The 14173-nt window shown below is 64.0% G+C and carries 12 protein-coding genes; 7 read left to right on the plus strand and 5 right to left on the minus strand.

Annotated elements, in window-relative coordinates; genetic code table 11:
- Positions 1-21 precede the first annotated feature (21 nt).
- Positions 22-591 (plus strand): DUF1453 domain-containing protein, encoded by a 570-nt coding sequence (locus HDE78_RS15255; RefSeq protein WP_179480995.1) that lies wholly within the window; start codon positions 22-24, stop codon positions 589-591.
- 73 nt (positions 592-664) lie between these two features.
- Positions 665-1198, plus strand: coding sequence for a transposase (locus HDE78_RS15260; protein ID WP_179480999.1), 534 nt, complete (start codon positions 665-667; stop codon positions 1196-1198).
- Positions 1199-1311: 113 nt separating this feature from the next.
- Here HDE78_RS15260 and HDE78_RS15265 read toward each other — a convergent pair whose 3' ends face one another.
- The 4 genes from HDE78_RS15265 to HDE78_RS15280 all read right to left on the minus strand — a co-directional run bounded on the left by HDE78_RS15265 (position 1312) and on the right by HDE78_RS15280 (position 6156).
- Positions 1312-2175 carry a type 1 glutamine amidotransferase domain-containing protein gene (locus HDE78_RS15265; protein ID WP_179481001.1) on the minus strand — a complete coding sequence of 288 codons (864 nt, stop codon included), beginning with the start codon at positions 2173-2175 and terminating at the stop codon, positions 1312-1314.
- 12 nt (positions 2176-2187) lie between these two features.
- A complete protein-coding gene (locus HDE78_RS15270) occupies positions 2188-3498 on the minus strand; it encodes an amidohydrolase (RefSeq protein WP_179481003.1) in 1311 nt (436 codons plus the stop codon).
- A gap of 82 nt (positions 3499-3580) precedes the next feature.
- A complete protein-coding gene (locus HDE78_RS15275) occupies positions 3581-4783 on the minus strand; it encodes an SGNH/GDSL hydrolase family protein (protein WP_255457852.1) in 1203 nt (400 codons plus the stop codon).
- Positions 4784-4929: 146 nt separating this feature from the next.
- Positions 4930-6156 carry an MFS transporter gene (locus HDE78_RS15280; protein WP_179481005.1) on the minus strand — a complete coding sequence of 409 codons (1227 nt, stop codon included), beginning with the start codon at positions 6154-6156 and terminating at the stop codon, positions 4930-4932.
- Positions 6157-6254: 98 nt separating this feature from the next.
- On the opposite strand from HDE78_RS15280, the gene HDE78_RS15285 reads away from it, so the two are divergent.
- From HDE78_RS15285 to HDE78_RS15295, 3 genes are all read left to right on the plus strand, one after another.
- On the plus strand, positions 6255-7190 hold the full coding sequence (locus HDE78_RS15285; RefSeq protein ID WP_179481007.1) for a LysR family transcriptional regulator: 936 nt from the start codon (positions 6255-6257) through the stop codon (positions 7188-7190).
- Positions 7191-7335: 145 nt separating this feature from the next.
- Complete coding sequence (locus HDE78_RS15290) at positions 7336-8058, plus strand: sulfite exporter TauE/SafE family protein (protein WP_179481009.1); 723 nt, start codon at positions 7336-7338, stop codon at positions 8056-8058.
- A gap of 154 nt (positions 8059-8212) precedes the next feature.
- The gene (locus HDE78_RS15295; RefSeq protein WP_179481011.1) at positions 8213-9865 is read left to right on the plus strand and encodes a methyl-accepting chemotaxis protein; all 1653 of its coding nucleotides are present in this window, start codon (positions 8213-8215) and stop codon (positions 9863-9865) included.
- Positions 9866-10053: 188 nt separating this feature from the next.
- Here the strand turns inward: HDE78_RS15295 and HDE78_RS15300 are convergent, their stop codons facing one another.
- On the minus strand, positions 10054-11175 hold the full coding sequence (locus HDE78_RS15300) for a hypothetical protein (protein WP_345776072.1): 1122 nt from the start codon (positions 11173-11175) through the stop codon (positions 10054-10056).
- Between the two features lie 289 nt (positions 11176-11464).
- Between HDE78_RS15300 and HDE78_RS15305 the strand changes: the two genes are divergently transcribed.
- On the plus strand, positions 11465-13123 hold the full coding sequence (locus HDE78_RS15305) for an FAD-binding dehydrogenase (protein ID WP_179481013.1): 1659 nt from the start codon (positions 11465-11467) through the stop codon (positions 13121-13123).
- The gene (locus HDE78_RS15310; protein WP_345776073.1) at positions 13120-14151 is read left to right on the plus strand and encodes a 2-dehydropantoate 2-reductase; all 1032 of its coding nucleotides are present in this window, start codon (positions 13120-13122) and stop codon (positions 14149-14151) included. Before HDE78_RS15305 ends, HDE78_RS15310 begins: the two co-directional genes overlap by 4 nt.
- The last annotated feature ends 22 nt before the right edge of the window (positions 14152-14173 follow it).

Consider the following 14173-nt stretch of genomic DNA (forward strand, 5'->3'; position numbering starts at 1 on the left):
ATCCACTCACCGGCGATGCCCATGCCTGCCCACCTGTCCCAATATCTCATCATGCTGCCGATCATGGCGTGGGTGGTTTGGCGCCGCGTCAGTCGCTCGTTCGGCCGCCAGCCGATCAAGCGCAAGACCATGATCGCGCGCATCGCGATTTTTACCGTGATCGGCGTGCTGCTCGCGCTGGCCGGCCTGCATAAAATCGAACTGGCCGAAGGTTTGTTCGGCGGCGTGATACTTGGCGCGGCGCTCGGCATCCTCGGCGTGCGCCTGACCCGCTTCGAAGTCGATCCGGTACGCGGTGACTGCTACGTCCCCAATCCCTGGATCGGTGCGTTTCTCACCGTGCTGCTGCTCGGCCGGCTCGCTTATCGTTTTGTCGTGGTGATGCCGCAGGTACATCAAGCCCATGTCGCCTTGCAGGGGCAGGGCGTGCCCGACGCCGGCGCACAAGCCTGGTCGTCCGCCTACACCTCCAGCCCTCTCACCATGCTGGTGATCGGCCTGCTGATCGGCTACTACATCCTCTACTTCACCGGCCTGCTCATCCACCATCGCCGCTTCCAGCGCGCGCAGTTGGGGGCCACGGCTGCCTAACGCCCACGCGTAGGTTGGGACGAGCGCAAGCGAATCCCAACGTTTCTCTCAACCCAACGTCAAGGAAGACGTCGTGCGATATCGAAGAGCAAAAGCCGCCGGGGGCACCTACTTCTTCACCGTGAATCTGGCCGATCGTTCGAGTTCACTGCTGGTTGAGCATGTCGCTGAGCTTCGCCAAGCTGTTCGCACGGTCAAACAACGCCATCCCTTCGAGATTCTTGCCTGGGTTGTTTTACCCGAGCACACGCATGCTATATGGGCGCTGCCGCCGAACGACGAAGACTTCTCCACCCGCTGGATGCTGATCAAAACAGGCTTCTCGCGAAGCATTCAAAGCGGCGAGAGCATCAACGCTTCACGCCTGCGCAAGGGCGAACGCGGCATCTGGCAGCGCCGCTTCTGGGAACATCAGATTCGCGATGAAAACGATCTCGCGCGTCATATCGATTACGTCCACATCAATCCCGTAAAACATGGTCATGCAGTGAAGGCGAACGATTGGTCTTACTCGTCTATCCATCGCTATATCCGCTCAGGGTTACTTGCCGCCGATTGGGCCGCGGATGTTGATTCTCCGAATGCCTTAGGCGAGCGGGGCGAGTGATATGGGATTAGGAAACCGTCAGCGGTTCGTCCCGGCGTAGGTTGGCGGTGAGCGTAGCGAACCCCAACGTCCCGCGGCCATCAATGTTGGGGTTCGCTGCGCTCACCGCCAACCTACGTCGATTCTCCAAACATCGCCGAGAACTCGCGGGCGAAACGGTGCACGTCGCCGGGCCAGCGTGCTGACAGGTAGCTGCCATCGCGCACTACGAAGGCCGGGGAGTCGTCGGTGGCGCTGTCGCGCGCGATGCCGTTGGTTTTGCGGGCATAGTCTTTTGCGTTGTGCGGCACGTCGCGGAAATCGGCGGGGTCGGCCAGCGCGCGCGTGACTTCCTGCTGCACCGACATATAGCCGTCCGTTTGATCCGGCGCCTCACTGTAGGTGCGGTAGTAGTGCGGATCCCAGAAGCGGGTGATGCGCGTCGTCATCCATGCCTTCTTCTCGAAGGCCCAGGTCAGTGCGGTGGTGCGGCGGCCGAACAATACGGACTTGCCGGTAACGGGCGAACGGCTGCGCGCGGCGAGCAAAACGCCATGGCAGATCGCCGCCACCGGCTTGCCGGCGTCGAAGAATGCGGCCACAAGCTGCTGCAACACCGGGCTCTCCAGATACTCGCGCATGCCCCGCGCGCGATGACCGCCTGGCAGCAGCAGACCGTCGTAATCGTTGGCATTGAGCTCGTCCCAGCGACGTGGCGAGCGGAACGCGGCATCGTCGCGCATCGCGGCGTAGGCTTGGCGCGCATCGCCATTGGCGCGCAGCACCAGCCCGACCACGCGCAGCCTGCGTAGACCCGGCAACCAGCCCCACGGGTCCAGCCCGATGCCGCTGAGCATCAGCTCATCCGAGTGCGCGGGCTGTCCATCGGACGTGGCGAACACGACGACATGCCCATCGCTGCGCAAGGTCTGCCAGCTCACCGCGACTTCCGACGGATCGGAATCGCGGCTGGGTAAAGGGATAAGCACGTTGGCCATGGGGAGGAGCGCTCAGGCCGCCGGCCCATTCAAATAATCCAGGCTCGCCTGCAGCATCGACTCCATGCCGATGGTCAGCGCGCCTTCGTCGAGAAAGAACTTCGGCGAATGGTTGGACGGCGCCTTCGAGGCGTCCTGGCCCTTTGGCGTGGCGCCGACGAAGAAATACACGCTAGGTACCGCTTGCGCGAAGTAGGCGAAGTCTTCCGAGGCCATCCACGGCTTCGCTTCGATCGCGTGGTCGCTGCCGATCGCCTTGCCGATGCTGGCGCGCACGCGCGCGGCGAGCGCGGGGTCGTTGACCAGCACGGGATTGCTGTCGCCGACCGGAATCTGTTCGTCGACCGTGGCGCCATTGGCGGCGGCGATGTGCTCGGCCGTCATCTTCAAGTCGTCCACCGCCTGCTGGCGCATGCCGGCGTCGAAGGTGCGCAGCGTGCCCTGCAGTTCCACCTGGTCGGGCACGATGTTGTAGCGTGAGCCGCCTTCGACGATGCCGAAGCTCAGCACGGCGGGCAGCGTGCTGATATCCAGCCGGCGACTGACGATGGTCTGCGCGGCGGTGATGATTTCCGCCGATGTCACGATCGGGTCAATGCCGTTCCAGGGCATGGCACCGTGCGTCTGCTTGCCGTGCACCACCATGCGGAACCAGTCCGAGCCGGCCATCGTCGGCCCCGGCCGTACCGACACCGTGCCCACGTTGAGCGAGCTGACCACGTGCATGCCGAACATCGCGTCCGGTTTGAAATCGCGAAACAGGCCTTGCTTCAGCATCAGCGAGGCGCCGCCTTCCTCGCCGGCCGGCGCACCTTCTTCGGCCGGCTGGAACACGAACAGCACCGAGCCGTGCAGGGTCTTCTTCATGCCGCTGAGCGCCTGCGCCATGCCCAGCAGCATCGCCGTATGCGCGTCGTGGCCGCAGGCGTGCATCACGCCGGTCGGCTTGCCGCGGTATTCGCCGGTCGCCGTCGAGGCAAACGGCAGTCCGGCCGGCTCGGTCACCGGCAGCGCATCCATGTCGGCGCGAATGGCCAGCCGCGGACCGGGCAGATCCCCCTTAAGCAGCGCGACCACGCCGGTATGCGCGATGCCGGTATGCACCTCCAGCCCGAACTTTTTCAGCTGCGCCGCCACCAGCGCCGACGTGCGCACCTCGCGGTTGCTGAGCTCGGGATGCTGGTGAATATCGCGCCGCCACGCGGTGACTTGCGGCAACTCTTTCTGCGCCATTGCCTGCACGCTGGGCGCGGGCGTATCGGCGGCGTGCAGCGACGAGATTACGACGGTGGCGAGCGCAAAAGCGAGAGCGGTGCGGCGCATGGGCATCTCCGAGCCAGGGATGATCGATGCTAGCGCGTGCGGCTTGCTTCGTGCGGCTTTCCCATACCTGCGCTTGCGATCGTTACGAGCGCAGTAGTGCCTCTAGGTCGACAGTCTCCGCCATGGCCTTGTTACCCGCGTCGCCGGGATGCAGGTGGTCGCCGGAATCGTAGGCGGGCAGCAGGCGCGTGGGGTGGGCGGGATCGCGCAGCAACGCGTCGAAGTCGATAACGGCATCGAATTCGCCGCTATGGCGTATCCAGTCATTCACCGATTGCCGCATGCGTTCCTTGTCAGCGGAGTAGTAGCCCATCAGGGGAGTGTCTTTCAGTGCACCCTCGAATGGCGTCAATGTTGCGCCGACAATGCGTACGTTACGCGCATGGGCTCGGGCGATGATCTGTCGATAACCGGCGATCAGCTGTTCGGCATCGGCAGCGCCGTCGTCGGGCGCAAACGCCATATGGTTCCAGCTGATGTCATTGATGCCGATCAGCACGATCACCGAGGCGATGCCCGGTTGGCTCAATACGTCGCGATCGAGCCGGGCGAGCGCGTTGTCGCCCATTTTGTCCTGCAGCAGTCGCGCGCCGGAGATGCCTGCATTGAGCACGGCCACATGTTTGTCTGCCAGCCGCGCCGCCAGGAAATCGGGCCAGCGGGTGTCGCGATCCATCGTCGCTCCGGCGCCGTCGGTGATCGAGTCGCCCAGGGCCACGACGGTGCGCGTTGTCGATGGTGCATTGACCAGGATCGCGCTTAAAAACAGGCGGCTGGTCAACGTCGACTCTGGCGCGATCGATGCCTCGGCCGTCTGATCGCCGGTCACCACGTAAGCGGTCTGTCGCCCGTCCCAGTGAAAGGTGGACGGTGCGGTCGGGTGCGGAAAATACAGGCTCACCGATACGCGCTGAAGTGCGGTCAGGGGAAGATCGATGGGGTCGCTCAGAGCCGGTGCGCCGGGCGGGATGGTGACGGAACGCCGGCCCGAGAACGTGATCGGTCGATCCGTGCCGTTGACGATATCGGCACCGTCGCCTGCCAATGCCAGGTGGGCCGAACCGACGACCAGCGGTGCGGTGCCGTAGGCGTTCGACAATTGAATACGAACGCTTGCCCCACCGACGCTGATGCGTGCCGTTTGCCGCAGGGTCTGGTTCCAGACATTGAACGGGACATGGGTCGGCAGGGGAAAGTCGCCGGCCCAAAGCGGCTGCGGGCTGGCCGTCCATGTCGTGATCCAGTGCGCGTCGCTCGTCGTCGGCAGTGGAGCTGCCGCTGCCATAGTGGCGAGGCAACCGGCGATGGAAAACAGAATCAGATGCATGAGTCGGCGGCCGGCGTTAGGCATGAGGAATGGATACGTCGTAGAGCGACGCGTGTGGGAATGCATGACGATCTCCTGATCGGGATGTGCGCTTTGCTTTGAGCTTAGGCGTGACCGGTGGCGCAAGCGCCGCGATCCAGCGAGACGTAAGGTTGAGCGCGGTCCAACCGCACGCTTACCAGCGCCACCAACAGGCCGGACACCGTCACCAGTGCAGCGACCCACGTCACGGCCCCAATGCCAGGACCGTGCGAGATCACCACACCGCCCAGCCACGCACCGATCGCGTTGCCCAGGTTGAATGCGGCGATATTGAAGCTCGATGCCAGGCTCTGCCCGCCGCCGGCGGCTTTCTGCAGCACGCGCAGCTGCAGCGGTGCGACGGTGGCGAAAGCGGCGATGCCGAGCAGGCCGGTGAACGCGATCATCGCCGCCTTGCTGTGCAGCGCGAAGGTCATCGTGCCCAGCACGACGGCGAGCAGGATCAGCGAGCCCAGCAGGGTCGGCGTGAGTCGGCGATCGGCCAATCGACCGCCGAGCAGATTGCCGACCACCAGGCCGCCGCCGAACACCAGCAGGATCGGCGAGACCGCGCTGTCGGCAAACCCCGTCACCGTGGTGAGAATCGCCTGGATATAGGTAAACACGGTAAACACGCCGGCAAAGCCCAGCACGGTCATCAGCAGGCCGAGCAGCACCTGCAGTTTGGCGATGCCGCGCAGTTCTTCGAAGAATTTCACCGGCGCCGCATCGCCGCGATCGGCCGGCACCCACAGCGCAATGATCGCCGTGGCGACAACGCCAATCACGGTCACCGCCCAGAACGCCGCGCGCCAGCCGTAGGCGTGTCCGAGCCAGGCGCCGGCCGGTACGCCCAGCAACGTAGCGACGGTGAGGCCGGTGAACATGATCGAGATGGCCGAGGCCTTGCGGTCTTCTGCCACCAGTCCGGTGGCAACCACGGCGCCCACACCAAAGAAGGTGCCGTGCGCCAGCGAGGTAATGATGCGCGCGATCATCAGCACCGCATAGTTCGGCGCCAGCGCGCTCGTCAGGTTGCCGACGGTGAAGATCACCATCAGCGCAACGAGCGCGGTCTTGCGATGCAGTCTGCTGGTCGCCGCGGTAAGCAGCGGCGCACCGACGAACACGCCCAGCGCGTAACCGGTGATCAGCAAGCCGGCGGCGGCGAGCGTGACGCGCAGATCCGCGGCCACTTGCAGCAGCAGACCCATGATCACGAATTCGGTGGTGCCGATGCCGAACGCGCCGGCCGTCAGCGCGTAGAGCGCGATCGGCATGCGAGGTTTGGCCAAAGAGGTGGCTGACATGATGACGCTCCAACAAAAGATGGCGTCAGCGTAGGTCGTTGCTTTTTACAAATAAATGGACAGAATGCGTAATCATTTTCAATAAATAGTTGATAGTTATGGATCGCGTCGGCGACCTGAGCCTGTTCCTGCGCGTACTCGATCTGGGCACGATCAGCGCGGCGGCGCGCAGCCTCGGTGTTTCCGTAGCCGTGGCCAGCCAGCGTCTGAAGCGACTCGAGCGCGAACTCGGCGTGGTGCTGTTGCATCGAACGACGCGCCAGCTGCACGCTACACCCGAAGGCGCAGCGTTGGCCGCCCAGGGCCGCGTGCTGGTGGAAGACCTCGAGGCGCTGACCAGCGGCCTGCGCCAGGCGGCGACTGAAGTTTCCGGGACATTGCGCGTCACCATGCCGGCATCGTTCGGCCGCCAGTACGTCTCGCCGCTGCTGCCGGAGTTTCTCACGCGGCATCCGCGCATCAAGCTCAACGTCAATCTCAGCGACGAACTGCTCGACCTAGTTGGCGCGGGTTTCGATCTGGGCATCCGCGTGGGCGTGCTGGGGGACTCGAGTCTGGTCGCGCGTCAGCTGGCGACCAATCGACGGGTGCTCTGCGCGTCGCCGGCGTATCTGAAGCAGCACGGGCACCCTCGTCACCCGAAGGATCTGGCCAAGCACGAATGCCTGTTGCTGGTCGGTACGTCCGGCCCGCAGGATATCTGGCGCTTCGCCGACGGCAACGGCGGCGAGATCGTGCAACGCATGCGAAGCCGCTTCGAAAGCAATACCGGTGAATTGCTGCGCGACGCAGCCGTCGCCGGGGTGGGCATCGCCATTCATTCGCTCTGGCACGTTCACGACGAACTGCGACGCGGGCAGTTGCAGGTGGTATTGCCGAAGTATCCGATCGCGACCACCGGTATCCACGCCGTGATGCCGCAACGACGCATGGTGCCGCCCCGCGTGCGCGCGTTCGTAGATTTTCTGGCCGAACACTTTGGCGAAAACCCGCCGTGGGAACGTCATCTGAAGGTTCGACGCAGCAAGGTCTGAAGCCCGCAACCGACGTTCGTTACCAACGCATGGCTTCGATTGGCCGCCTACCGATCGCAAAAGCGTCAGCGGCGCGCACGGCTTGAAGAACTGCTGCCACCACTGGACTAGAATGATCGGCTGTCGAAAGTGAAGAGAGCTTTTGTTGGCCTATATTTTTGTATTGGCTGTAGCGCTGGTGGCGGGCTGTCTGAGTGGCGTTATCGGGACGGGATCGTCGATCATGTTGCTACCGGTGCTCGTGTTTGCTTATGGGCCCAAGGAGGCTGTGCCGATCATGGCCGTGGCGGCGGTCATGTCCAACGTGTCGCGTGTCGTGCTGTGGTGGCGTGACCTGAATTGGCGCGCTTTTCTCGCCTACTCGATTCCGGGAGTGCCGGCGGCGGCGCTGGGTGCGCGTACGCTGTTGGCCTTGCCAACCCATGTCGTCGAAGGTGCGCTGGGCATTTTCTTTCTGCTGATGGTCCCGGTGCGCTATCAGCTTGTCCGACTGAACATTCGTCTACGGCTGTGGCAACTGGCCGTGGCGGGCGCTTTCATCGGTTTTCTCACCGGCCTGGTGCTGTCGACGGGTCCGCTCAGCGTGCCGGCCTTCGCCGCGTATGGATTACTGAAAGGGCCATTCCTCGCCACCGAGGCGGCCAGTTCTCTTGCGCTGTATACCAGCAAGGTTTTCGCCTTTCGTGAGTTGGGTGCGTTGCCCGTGACTTCCATCGTCAAGGGGCTGATTGTCGGCTCTTCACTGATGGCGGGAGCCATTGCCGGAAAAGCGGTCGTTTTGCGGATGAGTCCTGGCCGTTTTCATCTCATTCTCGACGCGGTGATGATCGTTTCGGGCGTGTCGATGCTGTGGGGCGCTTTGCGTTGATTCTCGTCGGGACGCCAGCGAATATGACGCCGTCATCGATCTGACGAATAAGATTCAAGTAAATGAAATATATGGAAAATTTTCTATTTTTCGTTCAAGTTTCCGCACCTTCCGGTCGACAAGGGATTGCCCCTTATCCCCGCAAGGTTTTTCCATGCTTTTTCGTACCGATGTTCTTTCGACGCTGACGCTCAGCTCTCGCCTCCTCATCCGGCTCGTGGGGTGGGCACTGCTGTTGATCCTGGTCTGCGGCGCGGGCGCACTGCAGTTAACACGTGCGGACGAGCGGATTCGGGCGGTCGTGGGCGACACGCTCAAGCCGGTAGCCGAGCTCGGTCGCGTACAAAACGATTACGACGACATCATGCAGGCATTGGTGCACGCGACGCTGACGGAGCTGCCTTCGTCGGTCGACGATGCGGTCACGTCGATAAAGAGCAACCGGCTGGATATCCAGCGCCACTGGCAGCGGCTCAGTGGCAGCGGCCTGACGCACGATCAGCGCCAGTTGCTCGATCTGACGGTAAAACATCGCGCGGATATGGATGCCGCCGTGGACGATACGATGCAGTTATTGAACGCGGGGCAATTCGATATCGCCAAGCTCAAGCTCTCCAACGATGTGCAGTCTTCCCTGGTGCCGTTGAAGAGCGATTTCTCCAATCTCTTCAGCCTGTCGCTTGCCCAGGGACAGGCGCAGGCGGACCAGCAGCATACGAACAACCGCCACGGCCTGCTGCAGCTGCTGGTGCTGCTCGTTGCGGCGCTGGCGGTAGCGGCACTGGTGGACATATCGATCATCCGTTCGCTGGGCCGGTGCCTCGGCCTGGCTTGTGCGGTCGCAACGCGCATCGCCACCGGTGTGCTGGGCGAGCCGATGGCGCGTGGACGCATGGACGAAATAGGTGCGCTGCTCGATGCCCTGGCACGCATGGACGAACAGCTCGCCAGCGTGGTGGAGCAAGTGCGTACGAGAGCGTCGTTCGTCGAGCAGTCCGCTGCAGGTATCGCACAAGGGAATGAGGCTTTGAACCAGCGCACGCTGGCACAGGCGCAGCGTCTGGAGCAGGCGGCCATGTCGGTGGCACGCATGAACCACGCGGTCAATCAGGGGGTAGGACATGCCGATAAGGCCGACACTGCCGCTACCGATGCCCTATCTCACGCTACCGAGGGTAAAGCCGTGGCAAGCAAAGCGATCGGATCGATGCGGGAAATCGATCGCACAAGCCGGCGCATGTCCGATGTGCTCGATCTCGTCGATCAGATCGCCTTCCAGACGCAGCTGCTGGCGCTCAACGCCGCCATCGAGGCCGCCCGCGCCGGAGAATACGGCCGTGGTTTTGGCGTCGTCGCCGCCGAGGTGCGTCAGCTCGCGCATCGCTGCAGCCAGGCCGCCAAGGATATTCGTGCATTGATTACCGAAAGCGACGACGCCGTACAAACAGGTATGGCGTTGGTCGATCAAACCGGCGCGAAGCTCGCTGGGATTGTCGCCAGCATCGAGCAGCTTTCCATGTCGGTTGCCAAGATGGGCGCCGCCGGCCGCGGACACGCCAGCGACATCGGCGTGATCGGCCGCGCGATGGTCGACATCGAAACGATGACTCGGGAAAACGCCGCCTTGGTCGATCAAGCGGCGGCGGCCAGTCGCGCCATGCGGGAAAGTGCCGGCGCACTGCTGGAACAGGTCGACTTTTTCACGCTGGTTGACGACGAACCCGAACCCGATGCGGTGCCCGTCGTGCCGGGTGCGCCCGTCATGCAGCGCGACGAACGCGAGCTCGCCGATGCCCTTGCCGACTGAGCGTATGCCGGAACGATCCGGCTCGCCGTCGCGCTTGAATAGCGCAAGCGCACCCTCCATAGCCTTATGAAGCGAGTGGCTCCAGCCGGCGGTGTGCGTGGAGACTTTCGTATCGTCGTACTGAAGGCTCGACGCGGCGGCTCTGTTCGCGCAGGGGAAGTACGGCGATCGATAGCGCGAGCCGGCCATCAACGGCGCAGTAACATCAGCACGATCTCAAGCATGATGAGCACGACCACCGATACCTCGAGCAGTTCGGCGCGACGGCTCGAGGCTTCACCGTACAGCGCAGCGTAGGTGTCTCGGATAATGGCGAGCTTTCGATCCACCGATTCGCCCAGCGCAGGCACGCGGAACAGGCCCAGAGCCGTGCTGTAGACCCGTGCTAGGTAAACATCCTCGGTGACCTGCAAGGCGTTGTCCACGCGCTCGGTCAGTTCGGTGACTTCGGCGACCAGGGTGTACAGGCGCCTCGCCAGGTGCGCGAATCGCCGCGAGGCAAACAGCGACATCGCACCGCGCGCGCTTTCCACGCGATCGTACATGCGGGGAAGTTCGTCATCGAGCAAGGTATCGTAATAGCGGAATTCGACCAGCTGGGCGTTCGCCACTTCGATGACGTCCGCCACGTCGGAATCGCTTCGCGGCTCGTAGATAAAGGCCCGATCCCAGGTCAGCACCACCAGGTCGTCGGCGTAGTAGGAAAAGCTGCGCGACAGCAGCTCTCGCCGGGATGCGGTCGATAGCGCGCGTTTTTCACCCGACAGCAGCGCAACGAGGTCGACGCTGTCACGAAGTTCCGATGCATCGATCGGCGTGCTGAAGGCGTGTACCGTGCCGATGAGGTAGTCCTCTTCCAGCGACGCATCGGCGGCGGGGCGATCGAGCGCCGGCCTTATGACTTCACGCACCCGATCGAGCCATTGCGTCCAGAAGGTGAGCGAGGCCGGACCGACGGCGCGGTCCAGCGCGTCGAAGTTGGCGACATATTCGTCCCAGCCGAGGTCGGCGACGGCAATGCGCGCGGCCAGCGCCGCCACGCCGAAATCGTACAGCCGCACGGAGAGCTCGGCCGTCACCTCGCGCTCGCTCAGGCTGAGCGTGGTCGATCCCAGAGAAAACAGCAAAGGCGCGACGCCGAAAGTGACGGCTTTCGGTGGCGTACTGGTCAGTTGGGAACGGCTGGCTTTGCCGCCCTCGCGGGCCGCCCACAGCGATTCGGCCTGCGCCAGATCGATGGTGTATGCAATGTCGAAAAGGCGCAGCGCCGTCAGCTCACCCGACTTTACCGCCAGTCCCGCTGAGTTCACTTCGCGCCGCCTGATGAGAAATAGACACCTCAAGTGTAGTCTGGCTGCAAGACATGCCCATGAAAGGCGCAGTCCGCTCTCTTCGCTGTCGCGTCAGGCGACGCGGTCGTTTCGACCGGCGGCGTCATCGCGCCGCACGCCAGCGGCGGACAGATACCGTTCCGACGCTGCCAGGGGCAGGGAAAGGGCGCGCGACAGCCGTGGTCGGCTCCGCCCTTTGCGACAGCTCGCCTAGCCAACGTGGGCATGGCGCGTTAAGTTGATCGTTCGCTACAACACCGGAGCGCTTATGAGCCGCAGTACGGATGTGATCGTGATTGGCGCGGGGCTGGCCGGACTCGTCGCGGCGACCGAGCTGACGGATGCAGGCAAGCGCGTGCTGGTACTGGAGCAGGAGCCTGAGCAGAATCTGGGCGGGCAGGCGTTCTGGTCGTTTGGCGGGCTGTTCTTTGTCGATTCGCCGGAGCAGCGCCGCATGGGCGTACGCGATTCACCCGCGCTGGCGCTGAGCGACTGGATGGGTACGGCAGGCTTCGATCGTGCCGAAGACCTCTGGCCCCGCCGCTGGGCCGAGGCGTATGTGGATTTTGCCGCAGGGGAAAAACGCACGTGGCTGCATGCCATGGGCATGCGCTGGTTTCCGGTGGTTGGCTGGGCCGAGCGCGGCGGCTACGGGGCGATCGGTCACGGCAATTCGGTACCGCGTTTTCATGTGACCTGGGGCACCGGTCCGGGCGTGATCGAGCCGTTTGTGCGCCGTGCGCGTGCCGCCGAAGCCAAGGGCTTGCTGCGCTTTGCGTTTCGTCACCGCGTCGATGAACTGATCGTGGAAAGCGGTGCCGTTGTCGGCGCGCGTGGCACGGTATTGATGGCCGATCTTGCCGAGCGCGGCAAGCCGACATCGCGCGAGGCGGTCGGCGCATTCGAGCAGCGCGCGCAGGCGGTGATCGTCTGCTCCGGCGGCATCGGCGGCAACCACGAGCTGGTGCGCCGCTACTGGCCGTCGCGCATGGGCGAGCCGCCAAAGCACATGCTGTGCGGCGTGCCGGCACACGTCGACGGTCGCATGCTCGATATCGGCGCTGCAGCGGGCGCGAATCTGATCAACCGTGACCGCATGTGGCATTACGTGGAAGGCATCGAGAACTGGACTCCGATCTGGCCGCGGCACGCGATCCGTATTCTTCCCGGTCCGTCCTCGCTGTGGTTCGACGCCACCGGTCAGCGGTTACCCGGTCCGCTCTGGCCCGGTTTCGATACGCTCGGTACGCTTGAGCACCTGCGCCGCACCGGTTATGACTACAGCTGGTTCATCCTCGATCAGCAGATCATCCGGCGCGAGTTCGCGCTCTCCGGCTCGGAGCAGAACCCCGATCTCACCGGAAAAAACTGGCGCCTCGTGGCCAAGCGCGCGCTCGCCAAGGGGGCGCCTCCGCCGGTGGAGGCGTTCAAGCAGCACGGCCGCGATTTCATCGTGCGTGACACGCTGGAGGAGCTGGTCGAGGGCATGAATGCGCTGGCCGGCAGCGTGCTGATCGACATCGCACACATACGGCGCGAGATCGAGGCACGCGATCGGCAGTTCGACAACCCCTATGCCAAGGACGGTCAGGTCATGGCGATCCATAATGCGCGACGTTATCGCGGCGACAAGCTGGTGCGCGTGGCCAAGCCGCATCGCCTGCTCGACCCGAGCAAGGGGCCGCTGATTGCGGTGCGGCTCCATATCTTGACGCGTAAAAGTCTCGGCGGTTTTCAAACGGACCTCGACGCCCGTGTGCTGGCACCGGACGGCCAGCCGCTGCCCGGCCTCTACGCGGCGGGCGAGGCGGCCGGTTTCGGCGGCGGCGGCCTGCATGGCTATCGCGCGCTGGAAGGCAGCTTTCTCGGCGGCTGCCTGTTTTCCGGCCGCGTTGCCGGTCGCGCCGCGGCCAAGGCCTGCGCGTGATCGCGTCGACAGGACGGATCGTGGTCTATGGTGCCGGTAGTATCGGCAGCTATATCGGTGGACGTCTGGAAGGCCAAACGCCGATTCGCTATATCGGTCGGGACAAGGCGCTGCAGAGCCTGCGCGAACACGGACTCACCGTCACGGACTATCGGGGCCATCAACAGCGGACAGCGCCGGCCGCTTTGGATCTGCGCTCCGAGCCTCGGGCGGCAGCGGATGCGGCGCTGGTGCTGGTGTGCGTGAAGTCGGCGGCGACAGTGGATGCCGCGCAGCAGCTCGCGTCCGTACTCAAGCCCGGCACGGTGGTTATCAGCCTGCAGAACGGGCTCTACAACGCCGACGTGCTGCGCGATGCGCTGCCGCAGTGCACAGTGCTGGCCGGCATGGTGCCGTTCAACGTGGTGCAGCGCGCGCCGGGTGTGTTTCATCAGGCATCGTCCGGCGAACTGATGGTGGCGTCGGACGTCAGGCTCGCCGCGTGGTTGGCCGCCTTCGCCAATGCCGGGCTGCCGTTGGAGCTGCGTCACGACATGGCCGCCGTGCAGCGCGCCAAGCTGCTGCTCAATCTCAACAACGCGATCAACGCCCTGTCCGATCTGCCGCTGCGCGACGAGCTGTCGCAACGCGGCTGGCGCCGCTGCCTGGTTTTGGCCCAACGCGAGGCGCTCGACGTCTTCCACCAAGCCAGGCTGCCGGTGGCGAAGCTGACGCCTGTGCCACCCTCGTGGCTGCCGCATGTATTGCAGCTGCCGGACGCGCTCTTCCGTCGTGTCGCCTCGCGCATGCTGGCCATCGATCCGATCGCCCGCTCCTCTACCTGGGACGACCTCAAAGCCGACCGCCTGACCGAAGTCGACTACATCAATGGCGAGGTGGTGAAGCTGGCGCAAGCACAAGGTCGCCTGGCGCCGGTCAACGCCAAGCTGTGCGAATTGATCCACGCGGCCGAACGCAATCACAGGCGCTGGACATCGGAGGAGCTGTTGGAAGAGCTGTCGGAAGAGCTGTCGGAAGAGCTGTCGTAACCCAACCCACGAGAGCGCGGGT

The organism is Rhodanobacter sp. K2T2 (assembly GCF_013408815.1).
Taxonomy (GTDB): domain Bacteria; phylum Pseudomonadota; class Gammaproteobacteria; order Xanthomonadales; family Rhodanobacteraceae; genus Rhodanobacter.